The 23,988-nt window shown below is 37.5% G+C and carries 21 protein-coding genes, 2 tRNA genes and 1 riboswitch; of the genes, 13 read left to right on the top strand and 10 right to left on the bottom strand.

Features of this window, described 5'->3' with window-relative positions:
• Positions 1-330: 330 nt before the first annotated feature.
• A tRNA-Leu gene (locus BGO84_RS07035) sits at positions 331-414 on the bottom strand.
• 39 nt (positions 415-453) lie between these two features.
• Positions 454-526 (bottom strand) — tRNA-Gly (locus BGO84_RS07040).
• A 201-nt stretch (positions 527-727) separates the two neighbouring features.
• Here BGO84_RS07040 and BGO84_RS07045 point away from each other — a divergent pair.
• Entirely contained in the window at positions 728-967 is a 240-nt protein-coding gene (locus BGO84_RS07045) for a hypothetical protein (protein ID WP_283686099.1), read from the top strand.
• Between the two features lie 51 nt (positions 968-1,018).
• Here the strand turns inward: BGO84_RS07045 and hisH are convergent, their stop codons facing one another.
• The 8 genes from hisH to BGO84_RS07085 form a co-directional block, all read right to left on the bottom strand.
• Positions 1,019-1,612, bottom strand: coding sequence for an imidazole glycerol phosphate synthase subunit HisH (gene hisH, locus BGO84_RS07050; protein WP_291028615.1), 594 nt, complete (start codon positions 1,610-1,612; stop codon positions 1,019-1,021).
• A gap of 52 nt (positions 1,613-1,664) precedes the next feature.
• Positions 1,665-2,189, bottom strand: coding sequence for a TlpA disulfide reductase family protein (locus BGO84_RS07055; RefSeq protein WP_283686101.1), 525 nt, complete (start codon positions 2,187-2,189; stop codon positions 1,665-1,667).
• Positions 2,186-2,605: a VanZ family protein gene (locus BGO84_RS07060; protein WP_252638870.1), complete on the bottom strand. Its 420-nt coding sequence runs from the start codon at positions 2,603-2,605 to the stop codon at positions 2,186-2,188. The genes BGO84_RS07055 and BGO84_RS07060 overlap by 4 nt, the downstream gene beginning before the upstream one ends.
• Before the next feature lie 39 nt (positions 2,606-2,644).
• Positions 2,645-4,477 carry a U32 family peptidase gene (locus BGO84_RS07065; RefSeq protein ID WP_291028616.1) on the bottom strand — a complete coding sequence of 611 codons (1,833 nt, stop codon included), beginning with the start codon at positions 4,475-4,477 and terminating at the stop codon, positions 2,645-2,647.
• 133 nt (positions 4,478-4,610) lie between these two features.
• Positions 4,611-5,561, bottom strand: a complete 951-nt coding sequence (metA, locus tag BGO84_RS07070; RefSeq protein ID WP_283686103.1) for a homoserine O-succinyltransferase — start codon at positions 5,559-5,561, stop codon at positions 4,611-4,613.
• 300 nt (positions 5,562-5,861) lie between these two features.
• Positions 5,862-6,734: a hypothetical protein gene (locus BGO84_RS07075; protein ID WP_006843001.1), complete on the bottom strand. Its 873-nt coding sequence runs from the start codon at positions 6,732-6,734 to the stop codon at positions 5,862-5,864.
• Between the two features lie 50 nt (positions 6,735-6,784).
• Positions 6,785-7,459, bottom strand: a complete 675-nt coding sequence (gene rsmI, locus BGO84_RS07080; protein WP_291028617.1) for a 16S rRNA (cytidine(1402)-2'-O)-methyltransferase — start codon at positions 7,457-7,459, stop codon at positions 6,785-6,787.
• Positions 7,460-7,583: 124 nt separating this feature from the next.
• The gene (locus BGO84_RS07085) at positions 7,584-8,315 is read right to left on the bottom strand and encodes an HAD-IA family hydrolase (protein WP_291028618.1); all 732 of its coding nucleotides are present in this window, start codon (positions 8,313-8,315) and stop codon (positions 7,584-7,586) included.
• 327 nt (positions 8,316-8,642) lie between these two features.
• On the opposite strand from BGO84_RS07085, the gene BGO84_RS07090 reads away from it, so the two are divergent.
• The 12 genes from BGO84_RS07090 to BGO84_RS07145 all read left to right on the top strand — a co-directional run bounded on the left by BGO84_RS07090 (position 8,643) and on the right by BGO84_RS07145 (position 23,896).
• On the top strand, positions 8,643-10,133 hold the full coding sequence (locus tag BGO84_RS07090) for a 2-isopropylmalate synthase (RefSeq protein WP_006842998.1): 1,491 nt from the start codon (positions 8,643-8,645) through the stop codon (positions 10,131-10,133).
• Positions 10,134-10,159: 26 nt separating this feature from the next.
• Positions 10,160-11,272: an acyltransferase gene (locus BGO84_RS07095; RefSeq protein WP_252638877.1), complete on the top strand. Its 1,113-nt coding sequence runs from the start codon at positions 10,160-10,162 to the stop codon at positions 11,270-11,272.
• 358 nt (positions 11,273-11,630) lie between these two features.
• The gene (gene leuC, locus BGO84_RS07100; protein ID WP_252638878.1) at positions 11,631-13,025 is read left to right on the top strand and encodes a 3-isopropylmalate dehydratase large subunit; all 1,395 of its coding nucleotides are present in this window, start codon (positions 11,631-11,633) and stop codon (positions 13,023-13,025) included.
• Positions 13,026-13,196: 171 nt separating this feature from the next.
• Positions 13,197-13,787, top strand: coding sequence for a 3-isopropylmalate dehydratase small subunit (leuD, locus tag BGO84_RS07105; protein WP_291028619.1), 591 nt, complete (start codon positions 13,197-13,199; stop codon positions 13,785-13,787).
• 100 nt (positions 13,788-13,887) lie between these two features.
• Entirely contained in the window at positions 13,888-16,368 is a 2,481-nt protein-coding gene (locus BGO84_RS07110) for a beta-L-arabinofuranosidase domain-containing protein (protein WP_291028620.1), read from the top strand.
• A 21-nt stretch (positions 16,369-16,389) separates the two neighbouring features.
• Entirely contained in the window at positions 16,390-17,901 is a 1,512-nt protein-coding gene (locus BGO84_RS07115) for an alpha-isopropylmalate synthase regulatory domain-containing protein (RefSeq protein ID WP_135105081.1), read from the top strand.
• Positions 17,902-18,158: 257 nt separating this feature from the next.
• Positions 18,159-19,229: a 3-isopropylmalate dehydrogenase gene (gene leuB, locus BGO84_RS07120; protein WP_135105082.1), complete on the top strand. Its 1,071-nt coding sequence runs from the start codon at positions 18,159-18,161 to the stop codon at positions 19,227-19,229.
• Positions 19,230-19,499: 270 nt separating this feature from the next.
• Positions 19,500-20,078, top strand: a complete 579-nt coding sequence (locus BGO84_RS07125; RefSeq protein WP_135105083.1) for a 50S ribosomal protein L25/general stress protein Ctc — start codon at positions 19,500-19,502, stop codon at positions 20,076-20,078.
• A 16-nt stretch (positions 20,079-20,094) separates the two neighbouring features.
• Positions 20,095-20,658, top strand: a complete 564-nt coding sequence (pth, locus tag BGO84_RS07130; protein WP_291028621.1) for an aminoacyl-tRNA hydrolase — start codon at positions 20,095-20,097, stop codon at positions 20,656-20,658.
• 108 nt (positions 20,659-20,766) lie between these two features.
• Positions 20,767-21,186: an RNA-binding S4 domain-containing protein gene (locus tag BGO84_RS07135; RefSeq protein ID WP_252638892.1), complete on the top strand. Its 420-nt coding sequence runs from the start codon at positions 20,767-20,769 to the stop codon at positions 21,184-21,186.
• Positions 21,187-21,300: 114 nt separating this feature from the next.
• Positions 21,301-21,505: riboswitch (cobalamin riboswitch) on the top strand.
• 186 nt (positions 21,506-21,691) lie between these two features.
• On the top strand, positions 21,692-21,907 hold the full coding sequence (locus tag BGO84_RS07140) for a cysteine-rich CWC family protein (protein ID WP_135105086.1): 216 nt from the start codon (positions 21,692-21,694) through the stop codon (positions 21,905-21,907).
• A 255-nt stretch (positions 21,908-22,162) separates the two neighbouring features.
• Complete coding sequence (locus BGO84_RS07145) at positions 22,163-23,896, top strand: phosphoenolpyruvate carboxykinase (RefSeq protein ID WP_135105087.1); 1,734 nt, start codon at positions 22,163-22,165, stop codon at positions 23,894-23,896.
• Positions 23,897-23,988: the final 92 nt, after the last annotated feature.

Raw genomic sequence — 23,988 nt, forward strand, 5'->3', positions numbered from 1 at the left:
GTATACTTTTCAATTACTAAGTGGACTACTTTTCAATTATATTATACACTTCATGTGCTTCTAACGCTTTTATTTTTAAGGTTACTATTTTCTCTCGTCCAATCGGATTTGTAATATGTAAAACGAAGACTAATAATTAAGAATCTCTAATCCGCTATAAGAATAACCCCTCTCAGTATATTATTCTTTCATCCTAATTTCAAACCCAATATACTCCTTTCCTTTCTTTACAATCTCGGTTTTGCCGGATTTTTCCGACAAGCATATCTACAAATACAAAACCCCATTGAAAAACTATTGTTAATCAATGAGGTTGTATAAATATTTTTGTGCGCACGGCGAGACTCGAACTCGCACATCCTTACGGAAACTACCCCCTCAAAGTAGCGTGTCTACCAATTTCACCACGTGCGCATGCTTTAAAACAAAAAAATGCGACCTTTGTCACATTTGAGCGAAAGACGGGATTCGAACCCGCGACCCCGACCTTGGCAAGGTCGTGCTCTACCAACTGAGCTACTTTCGCAATTGAGACTGCAAATATAGAGGCAATTTTTATTTTTTCAAAATTTATAATGTCTTTTTTTATACAAATTATGCACGAATCATATCATATCACTTTTCTGTGTTCCTTTTATGTTAGAAAGCATCTTCCGATCTCTTTTAAGTAATTAACTTTTACATTATCTTAGCCAAATACGAACCTGAATGAACTAATACAACTATTATGAGCACGCTGAATGGAACCATAAATCAAAAGGCAAAGCAAGACGAAATAGTCATGCAGAAGTTGAGAAAGAAAATAATCATAGAAATAATCAGGCGGCGTGCAGCTAGCCCTCATAAGGAGTATGAATTGACCGAAATGGAAGAATGTGAACTCGTGTGTATGTATATAATGGGACAAACATCGGTGGATATCAATAAGATATCAGAGTATATAAAGAGAAACTACTATACTCAATAAATTGCAAAGTTAGCCTCAAATATATAGTTCCTTTTCATGAGGGGGAAAACCCTATTTTATTTTCAGAAAGTTTTTTAATATATTTTCGCCTACGCTACCGCTTTTTTCGGGATGAAACTGTGTTGCATAAAAATTTTCCTTATGCATAGCCGCACTGAAGGGATGTATATAATCGGTTACAGCAGCTGTATGTTCGCTAATGGCCACATAATAACTGTGAACAAAATACACAAATTGGTTTTCTAAAGAGATATCAAATAAGTCACTCTTCACATTGGAAATTGTGTTCCATCCCATGTGAGGTACTTTATCCTCATGTATTTGCGGTACAAATCGTTTGACCTCTGTGTCGAATATATTGAGGCAGTCTACATTCCCTTCCTCTGAGCGAGAACACATAAGTTGCATTCCCAAGCAGATTCCTAACACAGGCTGCTTTAAGTCAGGAATCAGTTTGTCCAGCCCTGTTTGTTGTAAATGTTGCATCGTAGAACTGGCTTCACCTACACCAGGGAAAATTACTTTATCAGCTTTTCTTATGAGTTCTTTGTCTCCTGTAACAACGGCTTCGATGCCAAGTCGCTTAAAAGCATGTTCTACCGAGAATATATTTCCTGCGTTGTATTTAATAATTACTATATTCATTGGTTATAGTCCTAAATAAAAGTCATACAGTTTTTATATTGTATATCCGTATTTATTTTGCTAGTAACGAATCGATTAACGATACCATTTCGTTGAACTCCTCCATTTTGAAAAGCCTAGTCAACATCACAATTTTACCATCCTTGTCTATAATAACATTTCTGGTGATACCCGCTTCCCTTTCTGCATAGGTTGCAAATATATCCGCTTTAGGATCAAGTCCGATAGGGTAGGTGACACCTGTTGCCTTCGCAAATTTTAGAACTGTTTCAGCGGGTTCTTCTCTATCAATTCCAAATAGAGCAAAATTGGGGTTGTTTTTATGTTTTTGCCAGATATCTTTTTCTATATGTGGCATTTCTTTTCGGCATACACCACACCAGCTGGCTGTAAATTGTAGCATTACAACTTTCCCTTTGAGAGATGACAGTTTGATTGTCTTTCCCGATGGTAAGCTCATCTCAAAGTCAGGAGCTATATCACCAACTTTTACTTTATATTGATAGTCAATATTATCTTGTGAGAATATATTTACAGATGTAAATAATACAAATAAAATAATTGAAAGCTTTTTCATATTTCTTGTTCTCTTAATTCTTTATTTAATAAAAATCGTCTAAACCAAAACGAGAATGGAAGGGATGCAATTGCTCCTAAGGCATCAGCCAAAAAATCGTACCAATCTCCGCTTCTTCCGGGAAAATATTTACTTTGAAGTATCTCAATCAGGCCTCCATATATAATAGGAACCAATAGTGCAAAAAGGATAAGCTTTAGTATAATAATTTTACCTCGCTTATCGTAGATATAATTAAAAGAAGCTACTCCGGCCAGCCCAAAATACATCAAAAAATGAACAATCTTATCTGTGGGGATAAAAAGACAAAAATCGATCTCGGGAACATCTTTTGGAGCGATAAGGCAACATAAATAAAATATAATAATGGCAACTATTGCCGGTGGCCATGTATACCTGAATATTTTTCTTAACATAGAGTTCCACGTTTATGGGGGCTAAAGATAGATAAAATATTAATTAATGGAGTCATTGAATACCTTCATTTCGCAATTTTTACAATCAAAAAAAAGTCTCAGCCTTGTATTGTTGTATACCAGATAAAAAGGCTCTTTATACGGATGTTTTTCATTGCCTTCTTTAGGACACCAGCCTAATGACTGTTTGATGCAATGACGGGTAAACATTAAAGGAACATCATTCTGTACTTGCTTCTCAAATGCAGGCTGTGTTACCGCTGACTGATGCTGAACATAAAACTGCTTACTCTTCTCATTCATCACATTTCCGAGATATGTAATATTGGAAATAGGAAAGACATGAGAGGTCTGTTTATGAGGAACGATATCTTGACGATATCTAATCTTTCGAACAGATAGTAGCTTGTCTATGAGTTGCCTTCTCCACTCCGATAGAACAGAGGCAGGAATAAACCAACTGTTTTTGAAGTCAAAGATTACATCGTTCACCTTAAATATTGTATTCCCTGTTTTACTCAGGTTGTTCCGTATACTTTCGGTTTGATCTTTTTGAGCAGGTTGCTTTTCTTGTTCAAAGCTGATAGTTGCATGATTATCATCTTCATCTGTAATCTGAAGAGAAAAGCCAAATGTTGTTTCTTTTATTATTATGGATGTCTCTATTTTACGTTCGGCAGACTTTTTTGATAATAATTTCTCAAACTCATGGTCATAGTTTCTATACACATAAGTTCCCTTTTTTAGTTCGGGAATAGTTGCCGGATATATGGTATCTCCTTCTACACGGTTTACATTAATACCTTCGAGTTCTTTCTTGTTGTTGAAAAAACAAAGTCCGTCTCCGTTATGCAACTTTTTGTTACTATTTATTTTGATATATTTTGTTGTAACCTCAGTGATTTTGCCAATCGGTTCACCTACAGACTTTGGAGAGTCCAGCGACCACATATTATTTGTGCGTTCGTGCAAGAAATACTTTGTAAAACCTCTATTAAAACTCTTCTCAAGATTTGGCTCAAATGTGTAACTTGATTTTCCCGTCGATGATCTTATATATTCCGGGTGCCTTTCTATAATATGATCGAGTTTGGTACGATAATAAGAAACAACATTCTTTACATACGAAATATCTTTTAGTCGCCCCTCTATTTTTAAAGAACTCACTCCGGCTTCAAGCAGCTCTTCCAAGTTCTCCGATAAATTGAGATCTTTCATCGATAGAAAATGCTTTTTTGCCATGATCTCTTCTCCTTCGGCATCACTCAAAGTATAAGGTAGGCGACAATATTGGGCGCATGCTCCTTTATTCGCACTTCGTCCCGATAAAGCCTGACTGAGGTAACACTGACCGCTATAGCATACACATAATGCTCCATGTACAAAAACTTCGAGAGGTGTGGTGACTTGTGCTGCTATGTCGTGTATTTCGTCTATTGTCAACTCACGGGGTAGTACTATTTGTTGAAAACCTGTCTCTTCTAAAAACTTTACTTTGTCAGCTCCTCGGTTATCCATCTGTGTACTTGCATGTAGGGCAATAGGAGGGAGGTTGAGCATCGTAATACCCATATCTTGAATAATTAGAGCATCTACCCGGGCATCATTGTATAGCTGCCATATCAGAGCTTCTGTCTCTCTCAGTTCATTATCATTCAGTATTGTGTTGAGAGCTACATATACCTTCCCATTGTACAAATGTGCATATTCAGCCAGAGCCTTAATGTCATCGAGTGTATTGCTGGCAGCAGCCCGTGCACTGAACTTTGGAGCACCTATATATACTGCATCCGCTCCATGATTGATTGCCTCGATACCACATTCAAGGTTCTTGGCAGGCGCGAGTAATTCTATTTTTCGTACTTTAAGCAAGTGATTGTCTTCTATTATGTTTCTGAATAAAAAGTAACAAAAGTAACACGTTTTTTATTGTTTTTGAGTGTTACCTTTTTGTTGTTGAAACTTTCTTATATATAGATAAATTTACAAATAGGATATGACCTTTTTATTTTTCATTCATCAAATCAAGATCTCCCATATTTTTGATTTGAGTTTTATCGTATGGAGTTTCTTGATAAACGAAGTAGTTAAGCCAATTATTAAATAATAAATTTCCATGTCCCGACCAACGCACTACGGGAGGATTTGCCGGATTGTCGTTTTTGTAATAATTACTTGGAATTTTTATTGGTAGTCCTTTCTCTGCATCTCTTACGTACTCGTTATTCAACGTGTAAGGAGCATATTCTGAATGACCTGTCAGATAGAACTCACGTCCTCCACGTGACATAACGATGCCTACTCCCGAATCATCAGACTCGGACAATATTTTAAGTCCGCCACTATTTAGTATTTCATCTCTTCTTACCGTAGTATGGCGACTGTGTGGAATATAGAATTCATCATCAAAACCTCTGAATAGTGGAAACTTTTTGTCATGTACTACATGCTTGAATACCCCGAACATTTTTTCGGGAAGAATATATTTATTTATGCCATAAAAGTGATACATGGCCGCCTGAGCCGCCCAGCAAATATAGAGTGTAGATGTAACATGCGTACGTGCCCAGTCGAATATTGCAGATATCTCGGGCCAGTATGTCACTTCTTTAAATTCGTAGAGTTCTACCGGGGCTCCGGTAATAATCATCCCGTCATAGAAGTCATCTTTTACGTCGCTAAAACTTTTATAAAACATCTGCAAATGTTCTTCCGATGTATTTTTTGATACATGTGTTTCGAGCATCAAGAAGTCAACTTCTACTTGTAGCGGATTGTTCGACAATAGTCTGATCAGATCCGTTTCGGTCATAATCTTTATCGGCATGAGATTTAGTATGAGTACTCTCAAGGGACGGATGTCTTGTTCGTCAGCCCTTAATTGACTCATAACAAATATATTCTCTTTTTTCAGAATCTCTATGGCCGGAAGATTATTTGGGATATTTACTGGCATTGTCGCTAAGTATAAGTGATTGATAAAATAAGTTGCTGTTTTGTTATGTTAAACGAAGCAAAACTCCCTTATCGATAGTGATACGAGAAGCTCCGTTATTTTGGCATAACAAAAGGATATGCATTTATAATGCAAAGTTACAAAAATAACAGTAATATTTATTCTCTATCAAGATTTAGAGAGTATTTCACTTCTGATTAATAATATAATAGAAAAAAGTGTGTTGGATTTTGAATTTAGCTACAAAAAAAGCGCTATCTGTAAAAGATAGCACTTCTTGATATTATATCGTTGTTATTATCAACCTACTTCGATGATTAAGAATTTAGTTAAACTCCAGAATCTCTTATAGTCTGTAATTTTGATAACTATAGTTCCTTTTGCATCTTTGTCTAAAGTATAACTGTCTTTAGGGTGATCTGACAAGAGTTTTGCTTTCTTGTCGTAAACAGGAATACTGTGAGTGTCGCGGATGTCAATTCTTATGAACTTACTCTTCTCGATGCTTTCTTTCAAAATCTTAGGAGAAGCAAGGAATCCGCCCGAAACAATTTTAGCTTCTTTAAGCTCTTTGCTTGTGCCGAACATATAATAAGCAGTATTCAACTCCTTGTCTTGTTCTTTAATCTTAGATGCTTGTTCCGCAGTCTGAGACGATAATGTTTCTACATTTGAAGTTAATGATTGTACATCTGTTTGCAATAAAGCTATTTGCTCGTCACGCGCTGATAATGATTTTTGAAGTTCCGAAATAGTGTTAGCTCTTTCTACTAGCTCAGAGTTCAAACGTTCGATAGTTGCTTTCAAGCCAGACATTTGTCCTGAATTGCTTTTTAGCCTTTTATTTAGTTTGTCGATATCAGTTTTGTTCTTTTTCAATATTTCATTGATCATTTCAAAATTGTCTTTGATACGTGTTTTTGTATCATTCGACATTTCCCCTTTAGACTTGGATTCGATAGATAGGAATTTTTCAGCTTCTCTTATTTGTCTGAAATTTTCTTCTACATCGTTAATCAAAGTATTCATTTCCTCCAATTCGCTATTACTTTTGCTCGTAACTTGAAGAAGAGAGTCGCGTTGAGCCTGTAAAGCTTTATATTCATCCGAATTTTTTACGTTACATGATGCTAATGCTAATAAGCATAGACATCCAACTACTAATTTTTTCATAAACTAATATTTAAGTTGTTAGATTTCTTTTTCTATTATAGTTTAAAAATTTATTCTTCTTTACCTGCAAGCACTATAACAAATTCTCCTCTGGGTTCGTTCATTGTATAGTGTAATATTAAGTCTTTGAGGCTGCCTCTTAAGACTTCTTCATATCTTTTGGAGATTTCGCGACACGTTGCCACATATCGTTCTTCCCCCATATATTCTGCTAATTGTGTTAACGTTTTTAATACCCTATGCGGAGATTCGTATAATACAATAGTCCTTGTTTCTTCGGCCAATACCTTCAAGCGGGTCATTCTCCCTTTTTTCTGAGGTAAAAAGCCCTCGAAACAGAATCTGTCGCAAGGAATGCCCGATGCTACAAGGGCCGGAACAAAAGCCGTTGCTCCCGGCAAACACTCTATATCAATACCCGCTGCAACACATTCTCTGACAATCAAAAATCCCGGATCAGAAATTCCCGGAGTACCCGCGTCTGAGACCAGTGCCATATCTTCGCCTGCATTTATACGTTCTACGATATGAGCTACAGCCTTGTGTTCATTAAATTTGTGATACGATTGCATTTTGTTTTGTATCTCGAAATGTTTCAGCAGAATACCTGTTGTTCGGGTATCCTCAGCCAGTATAAGAGACACTTCTTTTAATAGTCTGACTGCCCTGAAAGTCATATCTTCTAAATTACCTACTGGGGTAGGTATAACATATAATTTACCCATTTCCTTTCCTACTGTATACAATACATATCGATTCACAAAGATAGAAAAAAAATGAACCGCTAATTAAAAAACGTAAATAATGTCATTTTGTTGTATTATCAGCTCTTTTGTCCCCTTATTTCTTTTATGATTTTATTAGTTTGTATAACTCATCCCATTTTTCGTATAGAGCTTTCATCGATGGTAGTACGATGTTTGCACCTGCATCGGCTAATATTTTGTCAGGCATTGGTCCTGTGTTTACAGCAATCGTAAAGATGCCTGCGGCAACCGCTGCTTCTACTCCTCTCGGTGCATTTTCTACAACGATAGCTTCGTTTGGTTTCAAGTGTCCGGCTTTTTCCAGCCCCATCAGATAAGGCTCGGGGTGTGGCTTGCCATGTTTCACATCAAAGGCTGTTACCATTCGTTCTTTCTTAAATAATCCCGGGAAATTGTGTTCCAGTTTATCTATCAGGGTGGGTTGTCCCGATCCTGTAACCACGGCACAGATCAAACCCTCGTCATGTACTTTTTTAACGAAGTCGTAAGCGTATGGAATCAGGCTTCCGTCATTGTATTCCGAAAACAGCTCGGTCTTACGCTTATACATTGCATTCACTTCTTTGTCGGTAGCTTCTCTTCCTTTTTCCCTTTTCATCAGGTGGTTTATTGTATGGCTACCCACCATTCCTTCGTATAGGTAGAATTCTTCGGGCGTACTTGGTATGTCAAATTCGTCCATTGTTTCTTTCCACGATTTGGCATGCCATTTCATCGAGTCGTACAGAACCCCGTCCATATCGAAAAGGACTGCTTTGAGATCAAATTCTGAATAATTATGTTTGCTTAGATATTCGTTAAAAGTGGTGATCATGATTTTATTTAGTAAAATATGTGCAAAGATACGTTTTATCGATTTAATTACCTATAATGTGTAAATGTCATAACAAAATCAAAAAATAAAACTTTTTATTTGTTTTTCTGAAAAAATAAAATAACTTTGTCAGCCAATAAAGTAAATATTGAATATGAATTTACATAGTATTATTATTAGTTCACTCATTCTGCTCTGGAGAAATTTAGAGTGAGCATTGCTATGTAGTATAAACGATAAAGAAAAAACTAGAGCCTTTCTCACTGTAAAGTAGATGAGAAAGGCTTTTTTTTATGTAAAATAATCAGGATTTAATTAAAAACAGTTATGGACAAGTTATTTATTTTTGACACCACATTGAGAGACGGAGAGCAAGTTCCGGGTTGCCAGTTGAACACAATCGAGAAAATTGAAGTAGCCAAAGCCCTCGAAATGCTCGGTGTTGATGTAATCGAAGCTGGTTTCCCTGTTTCCAGTCCTGTAGATTTCAACTCGGTGGTTGAAATATCCAAGGCTGTTACTTGGCCTACAATCTGTGCTCTTACACGTGCTGTGGAAAAAGATATAGAAGTAGCTGCCGAAGCCTTAAAGTATGCCAAGAAAAAACGTATACATACAGGTATTGGGACTTCGGAATATCATATTAAGCACAAATTTAATTCGACACAAGACGAAATTATAGAAAGGGCTGCTGCTGCTGTCAAATATGCGAAGCGTTTTGTAGAAGACGTTGAATTTTATGCCGAAGATGCAGGTCGTACCGACAATGCTTATCTTGCACGTGTGGTACAAGCCGTAATTAATGCAGGAGCTACTGTTGTAAACATTCCCGATACTACAGGGTACTGTTTGCCCACGGAGTATGGTGCCAAGATAAAATATCTGATTGATCATGTGGATATGAAGAATGCTATTCTTTCTACACACTGTCATCAAGACTTGGGTATGGCTACGGCAAACTCTATAATGGGCGTCTTAAATGGAGCTCGTCAGGTGGAAGTGACAATAAACGGTATCGGTGAGCGTGCAGGTAATACGTCTTTGGAAGAGGTTGTGATGGCTATTCATAGTCATAAAGAATTGAAGATTGAGACAAATATCAATACGCAAAAGATATATCCAACCAGTCGCTTGGTTTCTAATCTGATGAATATGCCTGTTCAGCCAAACAAGGCTGTGGTAGGGCGTAATGCCTTTGCTCATTCATCGGGTATTCATCAGGATGGAGTTCTGAAACATCTTTCTACTTATGAAATTATCGATCCTAAAGATGTAGGTATTGATGATAATGCAATTGTCTTAACTGCCAGAAGTGGACGTGCTGCATTGAAAAATAGACTAAATTTGCTTGGTATAGAAGTCGATGATGATACATTAGCAGAATATTATCAACGTTTTCTTGACTTGGCAGATAGGAAGAAAGATATTACTGATGAGGATATCCTGATCTTAGCCGGTAGAGAAACAGATAAAATGCATCGTATCAAGTTGGATTATCTACAGGTGATCTCAGGGCTAGGGATACGCAATGTGGCGAATGTAGGACTTGATATTGCCGGCGAAAAATTTGAGGCCTCGGCTTCCGGTAATGGGCCAGTAGATGCTGCCATAAAAGCGATCAAGCAAATCATACGACGTCAGATGGTTATTGAAGAATTTCTGATTCAGGCGATAAACAGAGGTAGCGATGATATCGGAAAAGTACATATGCAGGTAGAGCACGAAGGAGTAAATTACTACGGCTTTTCGGCAAATACTGATATTGTAACTGCTTCGGCGGAGGCGTTTATAAATGCAGTAAACAAATTTGTAAAATAAAAAAGACACAGACAACGTAAAAATAGATGGAGCCCCAAAAATACCAATATATAGACAGCTTGAGAGGAATAGCGATTCTTTTGGTTGTGCTTGTTCATGTTGGTATAGTTTTGGATAACATGATCGACTATTTTCCAAAAGATAGTTTGTTGTTGTCGATAATTGGGAATGGAGCATATGGTGTACAACTTTTCCTTATTGTAAGTGCATATACATTGACTATGTCGCATTACAATAGGCTGGATGAGCCACACAAAAACCGGAATTTCTTTATTCGTCGTTTTTTTAGGATAGCACCTATGTATTATATAGCTATTATTTATTTTACATTGGATAAGTACTTGCAATTCAATTTTGTAAATCCCGATTTTTCGGCAATACCAATTCGGTCTGTGTTGAGTAACATTTTCTTTACCAATGCGCTTATTCCTGAGCATACCAATAATTATGTGCCTGGAGGGTGGTCGGTATCGGTGGAGTTCCTGTTTTACTTTATGTTACCGTTTATATGCAGTAAAGTAAAAACAGTAAATGCTGCTCTACTATTGTTCCTGTCTACTTTGACATTAGCGTTGATTATTGATCCTTTCATCAAGGCGAATACAATATATCCATATTTCCATGAGTATAATTTTTTTGTTCAACTGCCGGTATTCCCATTAGGGATATTAGCTTATTTCTTTTTGAATAGAGAACAACATGAAATAAAACCTTTTACATGGGTGTACCTCATCGGAATGATGATCGTATTTTGTTATATCTCAGTTCCGAAGCATATTATGTTTAGTCTTGTGTTTGTATTATTACTCATTATTCAGGCTAAATATAGCTTCAAGCTGTTTTCTAATCGCTTTCTGGCAGAGGTCGGAAAAGTAAGTTTCAGCATGTATCTTTTGCATTTTGCCGTTGTGTATCTTTTTAATAGATTTGGTTTTTACCGAATTATAGAGGTTACTGATTTTACAACATCGCTTCTTAATTTTCTATTGATGTATATTGTTGTTGCGGGGGTGGCTTTTGCCATATCCAGTATAACATATAGGATAATTGAAGTGCCGGGGCAAAATTTAGGTAAGAGACTAATTAAAAAATTGTCTTTGGATCCTATTTCTCATACTAAAGCAGTAAATGGAAACTAAAAAATATGAATATATTGACAGCCTTCGCGGAATAGCTATATTGATGGTTATTCTGGTTCATATTCCTTTTCAGAAGGGGGGCGTTCCATTATGTCGTAAATTTACTTCTAACGAATACTTCCGTCGACCAAGGACATTGTCTTATTTAGTTCTAATAATTTTTATCTATTGTTATATTGCTATAAATTATGGCTTTTTAGATAGATCTGCAACATTTTACTTTATATTAGCATATTTGTGTATATTCACATCGGGCTATATATGCTCGGTCTTTACTCATAAATTTATTGAAGTTCCGGGACAAAACTTGGGACGAAAAATTATTCAAAAGTTGAATCAACAAAAATAAACTTGAAAAATGAAAACTCTATTCGACAAAATCTGGGATGCACATGTGGTTTCATCCGTTGAAAATGGCCCCACACAATTGTATATAGATCGCCATTTTTGTCATGAGGTTACAAGTCCTCAGGCATTTAATGGACTTAGGGCGAGGGGGCTGAAAGTCTACCGTCCCGAAAAAACAACGATAACGGCCGACCATAATACGCCGACTATCAATCAGGATCAGCCTGTAAAAGATCCGATTTCGAGAAATCAGTTGGATACATTGTCTAAAAATGCACAAGATTTTGGAATTCAGTTGTTTTATCCTTTGGGACATCAAAAAAATGGGGTAGTACACATTATAGGGCCGGAAAACGGATTTACTCAACCCGGAATGACTATTGTTTGTGGGGATAGCCATACTTCTACACATGGTGCTTTTGGTGCTATTGCTTTTGGCATTGGTACCAGTGAGGTGGAAATGGTTTTGGCTACGCAGTGTATTCTTCAGACACGTCCGAAGACAATGCGCATCACATTCAACGGAAAATTGGGTGAAGGTGTTTCAGCTAAAGATTTAGCTCTATATATGATCTCTAAGTTGACTACCGGCGGTGCTACCGGCTACTTCGTAGAATATGCGGGTGAGGCTATTCGCAACATGTCTATGGAAGAGCGCATGACACTATGTAATCTAAGTATCGAGATGGGTGCTCGTGGAGGCTTGGTTGCTCCCGATGAGACAACTTTCTCTTATGTGAAAGGTCGTGAATTTGCACCTAAAGGAGAAGAGTGGTATAAGGCATTAGCATATTGGAAAACATTAAAGACTGACGAAGGTGCTAAATTTGATAAAGAGTTGACATTCGATGCCGCAGATATCAAGCCGATGATTACTTACGGAACTAATCCGGGTATGGGTATGGGTATTGATGAATCGATCCCTACATTGGACGAAATAGATGAGGCGGGACGTATCTCTTTCCAGAAGTCTATGGACTATATGGGCTTCAAACCCGGAGAAAAGGTAGAAGGAAAATCAATAGATTATGTATTTCTAGGTAGTTGTACCAATGGACGTATCGAAGATTTCCGTGTGTTTGCAAACTTTGTAAAAGGAAAGAAAAAGGCTGATAATGTAATCGCTTGGTTAGTTCCGGGAAGCTGGAAAGTAGAGCAACAGATCAAGGATGAAGGACTGTATGATATTCTTAAGGAGGCTGGCTTTGAACTTCGCCAACCGGGTTGTTCGGCATGTCTTGCGATGAACGATGATAAGGTTCCTGCCGGCAAATATGCAGTGTCTACGTCAAATCGTAACTTTGAAGGGCGTCAGGGTCCTGGAGCTCGTACTATTCTTGCCGGTCCGCTTGTGGCTGCTGCCGCTGCTGTGACAGGAAAGATTACAGATCCTAGAAATCTTTAATAAGACTAATTTTCTAATATGCCAATATGTAAATATTCAGTATCCTATTGAAACCAAATTATTAGAAGATATAAAAATCTTACAAAAGATAATTAACAAAATAATAAACACCGCCAAATCGAGATAATTGACATATCGGCACATTATCTTATTGGCACATTGATTTATATTATGGAAAAATTTCAAACACTTACATCAACATACGTTCCACTTCCTATTGAGAATGTGGATACAGACCAAATTATACCGGCTCGCTTTTTGAAGGCGACAGATAAAGAAGGTTTTGGTGATAATCTTTTTGCCGATTGGCGTTACAATAAAGACGGAAGTCCCAAAGTCGATTTTGTGCTCAACAACCCTACATATAGCGGAGAGATACTTGTTGCCGGAAAGAATTTCGGTAGCGGTTCCAGTCGCGAGCATGCAGCGTGGGCTGTTTCCGGATATGGATTCAAAGCTGTTGTTTCAAGCTTCTTTGCTGATATTTTTAGAAACAATTCACTAAACAACGGAGTACTTCCTGTTGTGGTTACACCTGAGTTTCTTTCCGAAATATTTGCTTGTGTAAATGCTGATCCAAAAGCCACATTGACAATCAATCTGGAAAAACAAACCATAACAAACAATGTAACGGGGAAAACAGAAAGTTTTGAAATCAACCCTTACAAGAAAGAATGTCTATTGAAGGGACTTGATGATATCGACTATCTGTTATCCAAAAAAGAATTGACAGAAAAGTACGAAACGGAACGCCCTTTGTAATTTTATAAAAATGTAGTAAGCAGCTATCTGCGATTAGATTATGTCTGTCATCATTGTTGAAAAGCTAGATCGTTCTGAATAAGAAGAGATATATCCCCAAATGAAAAAAGGTATTTATATATTCATTTTTATTATGGCTTCTGTGAATATTTATTCTCAGAATATCTTAACTCCTGTATCGTTTGAGCAAGTGACTCTTACCGATAATTTCTGGAACAATAGAATGAGGATCCAAAAAGAAGTATTGGTTCCTGTGGCATTCGAACGGACAGAAATTGCCGTAGAAGATCTTCGACGCACAGCGAATTATCTGAAAGGGATCGAAGGGCCTTTACCATCTGATAGCAGATTCAGCACTTCCGACTTGTTTAAGGTTATCGAAGGTGCGGCCTATCTGTTAAAGATGGAGCGTGATCCAAAATTAGAAAAGCAGATAGACGATATCGCAGATATTATAGCTCAGGCTCAACAACCTGACGGCTATTTGTACCCTCCTCATATTACAGGGGCTTATAAGACTGCGCCATTGTGGGGTGGGGCAGGAATGGGCGATAAGCCTTATTCGTGGGTAGTACACAGCCATGAATTGTATAACATGGGGCATCTTTACGAGGCTGCGGCTGCATACTATCAGGCTACAGGTAAAAGAAATCTGCTGGATATTGCGACTAAGAGTGCTAAACATATAAATAAGGTCTTCTTTGAAGGGGATTCTAATTACAATGGTGGTAAGCCTGTAAACCAAGCTCCCGGACATGAAGAAATAGAAATCGCATTGGTGAAGCTTTATCGTGTGACCGGAGATCCGCTATATCTCAATATGGCGAAAAAGTTTATCGACATACGAGGTGTAACTTATGTGCCCGACGGAAAAGGAACCATGTCGCCCGAATATGCACAGCAGCATGCGCCTGTACGTAAGCAGGATAAAGCAGTAGGACATGCCGTTCGTGCGGTTTATCTTTATTCGGGTATGTCTGATGTAGGTACATTGACGGGAGATACAACTCTCCCGCCTGCTTTGGATAAGATCTGGGGCAATATTGTGGACACACGGATGCATATCACAGGTGGGCTGGGGGCTATACATGGCATTGAAGGCTTTGGCCCTGAATATGAATTGCCAAATAAGGAAGCATATAATGAAACGTGCGCCGCTGTAGGCAATGTATTCTTTAACCATCGTATGTTTCTTCTCGAAAAAGACGGTAAATACATGGATGTTGCCGAAGTGTCACTCTTGAACAATGTTTTAGCGGGAGTAAATCTTGAGGGAAACAAATTTTTCTATGTTAATCCTCTTGCCTCGGATGGTACGGTCGATCGTTCATATTGGTTTGGAACTGCTTGTTGCCCTACAAATTTGGCGAGGCTTATTCCTCAAATTTCGGGTTTGATGTATGCGCATACCGATAATGAAATTTATTGTTCTTTCTACACCGGAAGTAAAGTAGATTTTGCTCTTACATCCGGAAAAGTAGCACTAGAGCAAAAAACGAATTATCCGTTCGATGAAAGTATCCTATTAACTGTAAATCCCGAAAAGAATGATCAGACATTTTCAATAAAAATGCGAATTCCTACGTGGGTCGGTTCTCAGTTTGTCCCTGGTAAATTGTATAGCTATGTTGATAATAATTCGAAAGCGTGGGAACTATATATAAACGATAAGAAGGTCGGAAATTTATCTTTTAAAAAAGGTGAAGTTTCTCTTGACAAAGGTTTTGTTTCTATCTCCAGAAAATGGAAGAAAGGGGATAAAGTAGAGCTTAAACTTCCTATGCCTGTTCGTTATTCTCATGCTATAAGCGAAGTGAAAGCAGACAATGGCAGAGTAGCTATCTCCAGAGGTCCGTTAGTATATTGTGCAGAGGGTATTGATAATACTGAAGATGTGAACAGGTATTATCTGACTAAAGCATCAATAGATGCTAAGGTACAGAAAGATGATACAGGAATATTGAAGGGGATAGACCTAATAAAAAATGTTTCGGCAGACTATATAGATGTAAAAGGTAATATTCATCAGGCTTCACTTAATTTTATTCCATATTATGCATGGAACAATCGAGGAGTTTCGACAATGAATATTTGGTTTGCTGAGAATGAAAAGAAAGTGCGTGAAAGCGTCGCTATTCTTCCTGTAGCAATAAAAGATATAAAAGCGACTTATACAAACGAAGGCGAAAATGTATTCTCTATTGTTGACGGAAAGCATCCGAAGAGTTCTAAGGATACAGAAGTCAATCGATGGACTTCTTGGGACAAAAAGGGTGAAAAGCAAAGCATCGATTTCACTTTCGAGAAGCCTACTGATATAAAAGCCTTTTCGGTTTATTGGTATGACGACAACGGCGGAGTTCGTTTGCCGGATGTTTGGAACTTGGAGTATAAAGATGATAGTGGTTCTTGGAAGCCATTCCCATTATACAGTACCGATTCATATAGTTTGCTCAAAGATCAATTTAATCTTGTGCATTCTGATGGAGATTCTTTTGTTGTAGAAAGTATCAGATTGAATGTAACGCCAAAAGCCGACAGTGCGGTTGGTGTCTTGCAAGTGCGGTTTGATATTAAGTAATTAAGAAAATTAAAGATTACCATGATAGAAATAATGGACACAACCCTGAGAGATGGCGAACAAACATCGAGTGTTTCGTTCTCGGCTCAGGAGAAGATGAGTATAGCTCACTTGTTGCTGGTCGATCTCGGCGTAAATCGTATCGAGGTAGCATCGGCACGTGTTTCGAATGGTGAGTTTGAAACTGTAAAAAAAATCGCTAATTGGGCTAAATCCGCAGGATATATAGATAATATTGAGATATTAGGATTTATAGATAAGGGAGCTTCGCTCAATTGGATAAAAGACACAGGATGTAAAACTATAAACCTGCTGACAAAAGGTTCGTATAAGCATGTGACCGAACAGCTGCGCAAAACACCCGAACAGCATCTTGACGATATTAAGGCTGAGGTGGAATTGGCTCAAAAGTTGGGTATCACAGTCAATGTATATCTCGAAGATTGGTCTAACGGAATCGTGAAATCTGAAGATTACGTCTATTATATGATGGATGGAATGAAGGATTTGCCGATAAAGCGATTTATGCTTCCCGATACCTTAGGGGTATTGAATCCACATAGCGTATGGCGCTGTTGTCGCCGGATGATAAACCGTTATAGAGACCTTCATTTTGACTTTCATGCTCACAACGACTATGATCTGGCTGTAGCGAATACAATGGTGGCAGCAGAAGTGGGAGTGAGAGGCGTGCATCTGACGATGAATGGATTAGGCGAACGAGCAGGAAATGCTTCCCTTGCCAGTGTGATTGCAGTTTTTCACGACCAATTGAAATTAAAAACTTCAATAAAAGAAGAAAATATAAACAGGGTCAGTCGTGTAGTAGAGTCCTATTCTGGACAAGTAATCTCCGCTAATCAGCCAATTGTCGGAGACAATGTTTTCACACAGTGTGCCGGAATACATGCTGATGGTGATAACAAGAATAACTTGTACTATAATGATTTGTTTCCCGAACGTTTTGGTCGTGTTCGCGAATACGCATTAGGTAAATTGTCTGGTAAGTCTAATATCCGAAAGAATATTGAGGCTTTGGGTATTGAACTCGATGAGGATGATATGACTAAAGTGACAAACCGAGTGATAGAATTGGGTGATAAAAAAGAAATTATTACGCAAGACGATCTCCCATATATCATTTCGGATGTGTTGAAAAACAACGAGAAGGAAAGAAAAATCAAGATATTGTCGTTTGCATTTTTATTGACAAAGGGCTTACGCCCTACAGCTACGGTAAAAGTAGAAATTGATGGGCAGGAACATGAATGGACTGCACCAGGGGACGGACAGTATCACGCTTTTTCGAAAGCTTTGTATAAGATATACTCACGTTTGGGTAAGCCTACCCCTACGTTAGTGAACTATGCTGTTTATATACCACCCGGCGGGCGTACCGATGCTTTGGTACAAACGGTAATTACATGGGAATTTAATGGTAAGACTTTCAAGACAAGAGGTCTTGATGCCGACCAGACAGAAGCAGCGGTAAAGGCTACCGAAAAGATGCTGAATATGATCGAAGATCTGTAAATGACTTTTCTGCAAATGAAAGGAGAGCGGGTTGAATGGGTTGATATAGCAAAAGGTATCGGAATAATATGTGTTGCTATGGGACATGTGTTTCAATACCAGATGCTTGCTACAAGATAATATATCTGTTTTATATGCCTCTTTTCTTTATTGCTTTTATCGTATCTTTAATAGATTTGAAATTACGCAGGTACTTTTTTAGGAAAATATAAGAGTAGACAGATTCAAAAATAATTACAATTTTAAAATATAGATTGATGAAATTAAACATTGCAGTGCTCCCTGGAGACGGAATAGGGCCTGAAATTATAGAACAGGCATTGAGAGTGACAGAAGTAGTTTGTGAAAAATTTGGTCACGAACTTTCTTATGAATATGGTATTGTTGGAGCTTCGGCAATCGATCAGGTAGGCAATCCATATCCTGATGGAACGCATGAATTGTGTATGGCTTCTGATGCTGTGCTGTTTGGTGCAATCGGAGATCCTAAATATGACAACAACCCTTCAGCAAAAGTACGTCCCGAACAAGGACTTTTGGCTATGCGCAAAAAGTTGGGATTGTATGCTAACCTTCGTCCTGTAAGTACATTCCCTACACTAGTACATAAATCGCCCCTTCGTTCCGATTTGGTAGATGGTGCTGATTTTATGTGTGTGCGTGAATTAACGGGAGGTATGTATTTTGGTCGTCCGCAAGGACGCAGCGAAGACGGAGATACTGCTTATGATACTTGCGTATACACTCGTGAAGAAGTAGAGCGTATACTTCATCTTTCATATAAATATGCTCAGATGCGTCGCAAAAAAGTGACAGTGGTAGATAAAGCGAATGTATTGGCTACTTCTCGTCTATGGAGGCAGGTTGCTCAGGAAATTGAAAAACAATATCCTGATGTGGAAACTGAATATATGTTTGTAGACAATGCCGCTATGCAGATTATTCAATGGCCTAAGCGTTTTGATGTACTTGTTACAGAAAACTTGTTTGGAGATATCCTTACCGATGAGGCCTCTGTAATTACCGGATCATTAGGTATGTTGCCATCGGCATCTATTGGTATTCACACATCTGTGTTTGAACCGATACATGGTTCATATCCTCAGGCAGCAGGCAAAAATATAGCAAATCCATTAGCCACTATTCTTTCGGCAGCAATGATGTTCGAATATGCATTCGAACTGAAAGAAGAAGGTAAGCTGATTCGTGATGCTGTTAATGCATCTATGGATGCAGGAGTAGTAACTGAGGATATTGCATCGAAAGAAGGAAAAGCTTATTCTACATCGCAAGTAGGCGACTGGATTGTAAATTATTTGAAGGGATAAAATTTTTTCTAAGATACTGTGAAGAGGCTGTTCGTTGTGTACAGCCTCTTTTCGTCTTTATCTCAATAGTGATATGCCTGATAGGTTACTTTCAATGGGCTCTTTCCATTTAATATTTGCATATTGTAGTCTTCTACAAAATATTACTTTCATAAACATTAGGAAAAAAGATGTAAAATATTTATCTTTGCCCCGCTTTTATAAGCCCGTACGTGTGATGGGAATAAGGAAGCAATCCTTAATTTGAGTAACACAATTTAAAATTAAAAGATGAAAACGTTTGAATTAAAAGGAGAAGCCAGAACAGATCTTGGCAAAAAAGCGACAAAAGCATTTCGTAAAGAAGACAAAATCCCTGCTGTAATTTATGGTGGAGATCAAACTGAAGCAATTGCTTTTACTGTTACAAACAGCGATGTTCGCAAACTTGTTTATACTCCTGAAATTTTCCTTGTAAACCTAACAATAGGAAAAGACAGCTATAAAGCTATATTGAAAGATGTACAGGTACATCCGGTAACAGATGCTATCTTGCACCTTGACTTCCTTCATGTATTTGAAGGCAAACCAATTGTAATGGACGTTCCTGTTATTTTGGACGGACTTGCAGAAGGTGTAAAAGCAGGGGGTAAACTTTCACTTGACTTGCGTAAGATTAAAGTAAAAGCTCTTTACGATAAGATCCCTGAGAAAGTACACGTTGACGTAACAAGCCTTGCTCTTGGAAAATCTATCCAGGTAGGTGAACTACACTTCGAAGGACTAGAACTGTTAAATGCTAAAAATGCTGTTGTTTGTCGCGTTCAATTGACTCGTGCTGCAAGAGGTCTTGCTGCTAAAAACGGCTAATAATAGGATATATTGAATGAAATACTTGATTGCCGGCCTCGGTAATATTGGTAGAGAATACGAATATACCCGCCACAATATAGGATTCAGAGTATTGGACGCTTTAGCTAAAGCGTCCAATATTGTTTTTGCTGACAAGCGTTATGGCTTTGTGTCTGAACTAAAGGTCAAAGGACGTACTCTTATTCTGCTAAAGCCATCTACTTTTATGAATCTTAGCGGAAATGCTGTTCGTTATTGGCTAAACCAAGAAAAGATACCGATTGAGAATCTTTTGGTAGTTGTAGATGATCTTGCTTTGCCTTTTGGTTCTTTACGCCTCAAAGGAAAAGGTAGTAGTGCCGGACATAACGGACTGGGTAATATACAATCTGTACTAGGAACACAAGATTATGCCCGCTTACGCTTTGGTATAGGTAACGAATTTTCTCGGGGAGGTCAAGTCGGCTATGTGCTCGATAATTTCAGTGACGAAGAGGAAAAAGAGCTTCCTGTGAAACTGGAGACCTGTGGCGAAATAATCAAAAGCTTTTGTCTGGCAGGTATCAACAATACCATGAACCAATACAATAATAAATAAAACCAAAGAAGTTAGAAACGAATATCTTTTGTATCTAATATATAACTTTGGTAAATGATGTGAAGCCGGTCTTGTTTGCGGACATATTGGCAAAATTCTGATTTTATTATGAAAGAACCTAAAAACGAAGTACGTATAGACAAATGGCTGTGGGCTGTTCGTCTTTTCAAAACTCGTTCTATAGCAATAGAAGCATGTAAAAAAGGACGTGTCTCGATCAAAGGAGTTACTATAAAACCCTCTCGATCAATTAAGGTAGGCGATGTGATAGAAGTGCGCCGTCCTCCGGTTACTTATTCCTTTGAAGTCCTCAACCTTTCGGAAAACAGAATGGGAGCCAAGCTTGTGCCCGAATTTATGAAAGATGTGACATCTGCATCTCAACTTGAAATATTAGAAATGTCTAAGGTGAGCGGTTTTGTAGATAGAGCTAGAGGAACAGGGCGACCAACAAAAAAAGATCGTCGTGAATTGGATCAGTTTACAGAAGATTACTCTTTCTTTGATGATTGGGATTTAGAAGATTAGAGTATAAATTATAGTTCGAAACTTATTCCTTGCAGAACACACTCTTATGAAATAGTAATTCATTATACCATCAAAAACTTTCTTATTTATATTTGTTCTTATTTATAATTCTATATCTTTGTTACCATAATTGGTGTTATATATTCGAAGTCTTGGATATATAATGAAAAGGGAATCAGGTGTAAATCCTGAACAGTCGCGCTGCTGTAAGCTTCGCTAAACGTTTATACAAATCCTCAAAGCCACTGTTTTTCATAAACGGGAAGGTCGTATAAAACGGAAGTAAGTCAGAAGACCTGCCAAAAAATAAATTTCATCTTTCGCGAAAAAAGATAGAAAGCTCAAGAGATTTTTCTCTGATTATAGAAAATTGATTTTGGTTGAAGTATTTATACTATCATCTCTTGCAATGTCATATTTCGGTATCTGCAAATGAGGTTGTATATTTTAAATAAACCTTCTCCTGATCTTATAATATATTCAATAACAATAAAAACTTACAACAATGAAAAAGATATGTCAAAGATGTTCGGCCGCTTTCAGCTGTAGAGAAGACCGCGTAGAATTGTGTAGCTGCCGTAGAGTTTCTTTAGTTTCAGGGGTGCGCGATTATATAAAAGATAACTATAGTGACTGCCTTTGTCCTAAGTGTTTAAGCGAAACAAATACTTACTTTTTTGCCTTTGATGTTAATCCTAAATTCATAAAAGACAAAAAATAAAGTATTTATAAGCAACACCAATACAAGGTAATAGCAAAAACTTATTTTTAATTTACAATTTATTATAAATTTAGTCTTTAATTCGTTTAATTGTATAGGTAAGTTTCCTTAAATTTGATGTTGGAAAACAACGCAATTTGAATGTTTTCAAATCAAGTATTGAAGTTTGCAATCTCCTGTCACAAATGGAGATAGGAGATTGCAAATCGATATCGAACCGGATAGAAATAATAACTATAATAAATAAAATTAAACATGTTACAAGAGTTTACTTTAGGCGAAGGAAAGGCGATTATCAACTTCACTCTTAAGTTTTGCGACACGAGGCAAAAAATATTAAATAGTTACGGTTTTCATCGGGTTATTGAAGCTTTTATACAAAGATTGAAAAAGAATGATGTCATTATCTACGATTATTATATCAAAGAATTCAAGACTGACGAAGAATTTCAAAAAACATTGATAGAAGCATTTAAGCTACTTACTGTATGTAATCCCGATGAGGTGCAAAATGTACATAACAAGTATGCTATCTTTTTCAACGATAAAGATTTATTTATAGAGCTTATAGAGCTTCTCTATGGCTTCTGGCGTAGAATGGAACGTTATACTATAGTGCATAACAATTCCATCAGCAGCGGGTTGCAAAGTGTGCGTTTTTTGCATGCCAACGAATTGTTCAATGAGCTGGTACTTTCTATCTACCGCCGCATTCAGGAAACCGTAATGGGGTATCAGCATCTTGTATATCGCCAGCTTACCGCAGGTGCAAATGCAGGGTTAACTCTTAGTGACATTACTTGGAACTGCCCAATAGAATACAATGGGTTGACTTCTATTCCGTTCATTACTTCTGTTATGTTTAAACCACCGTTTATTTCATATACAAAAAGAAATACACGCGACGGCATTTTTCAAGAACATACAACAAATCCGGTAGAAAATATTATTCTGAATGAAGATGACTGGTTCTTATTTCCTGCTAAAGTAGGGAATATGTTGACCTTTGTTTATTTCCACAAGGACTATATGGTTCACGGATTTGCATTATCCAATCTTTTTGAACTAGCTAAAGCCAGTGAATATATCGGTAAAAAACCGGATATAATATACGTGTTCGGATATCCTGATGGAATAGAAGAGAAACGTACTTTCTACTATAAGGATAAGAAAAATGATATTCTTATCGGTTACGCTAATCATTGCGACGATATCGACTATTTTGGCTATATGAAAAAAATGCTTCTTACACTTCATAACGTGAAGCAAATGGAGCAAGGGCGATTGCCGCTACATGGAGCTATGGTAAACATATTACTCAAGAATGGTACAGAAGCCAATATCGTTATTATAGGAGACAGTGGTGCCGGAAAATCTGAAAGTTTGGAAGCTTTCCGTACACTTAACGAGAAATATATACGTCATATGCGTATCGTATTTGACGATATGGGTTACCTCAAAAAAGAAGAAGATGGTACGATTAAGGGGTATGGAACCGAAATCGGAGCATTTGTCCGTATCGATGACCTTGACCCTATGTATGCGTTCCAGCAGTTAGAGAGAGGTATCTATTCAAATCCTGACAAAATAAATGCTCGCATTACGATTCCTGCTGCAACATACGATGTTATATCTAAAGGATATAAAGTAGATTATATCTTGTATGCGAATAACTATACTGAATCTGCTCAGAAGATTGAGTTTTTTGATAATCTCGACGAAGCGATTAAAATATTCGAAGCTGGAGCCCGCAAAGCAAAAGGTACTACTACCGAAAATGGTTTGGTAACATCTTATTTTGCCAACCCTTTTGGCCCTGTACAAGAAAAAGAGCTTGCAGGCAAACTGATCAAAGAATTCTTTAATGATATGAATAACAACGGTGTAAAAATAGGAGAGATATACACCTCGCTTGCTATTGACGGACATACTAAGGATGGGCCTCAATTGGCAGCAGAAGAGTTGTTTACAATGATAAATAATGATTAAGTGGAGTAGAGATGAGTTAAGTATTAGCTCGTCTCTTTCTTCGATAAAATTTGCCTGACTACTCAACGCTTACTTAAACTTTTGATAATGTA

Source organism: Dysgonomonas sp. 37-18, assembly GCF_001899125.1.
Lineage (GTDB): Bacteria > Bacteroidota > Bacteroidia > Bacteroidales > Dysgonomonadaceae > Dysgonomonas.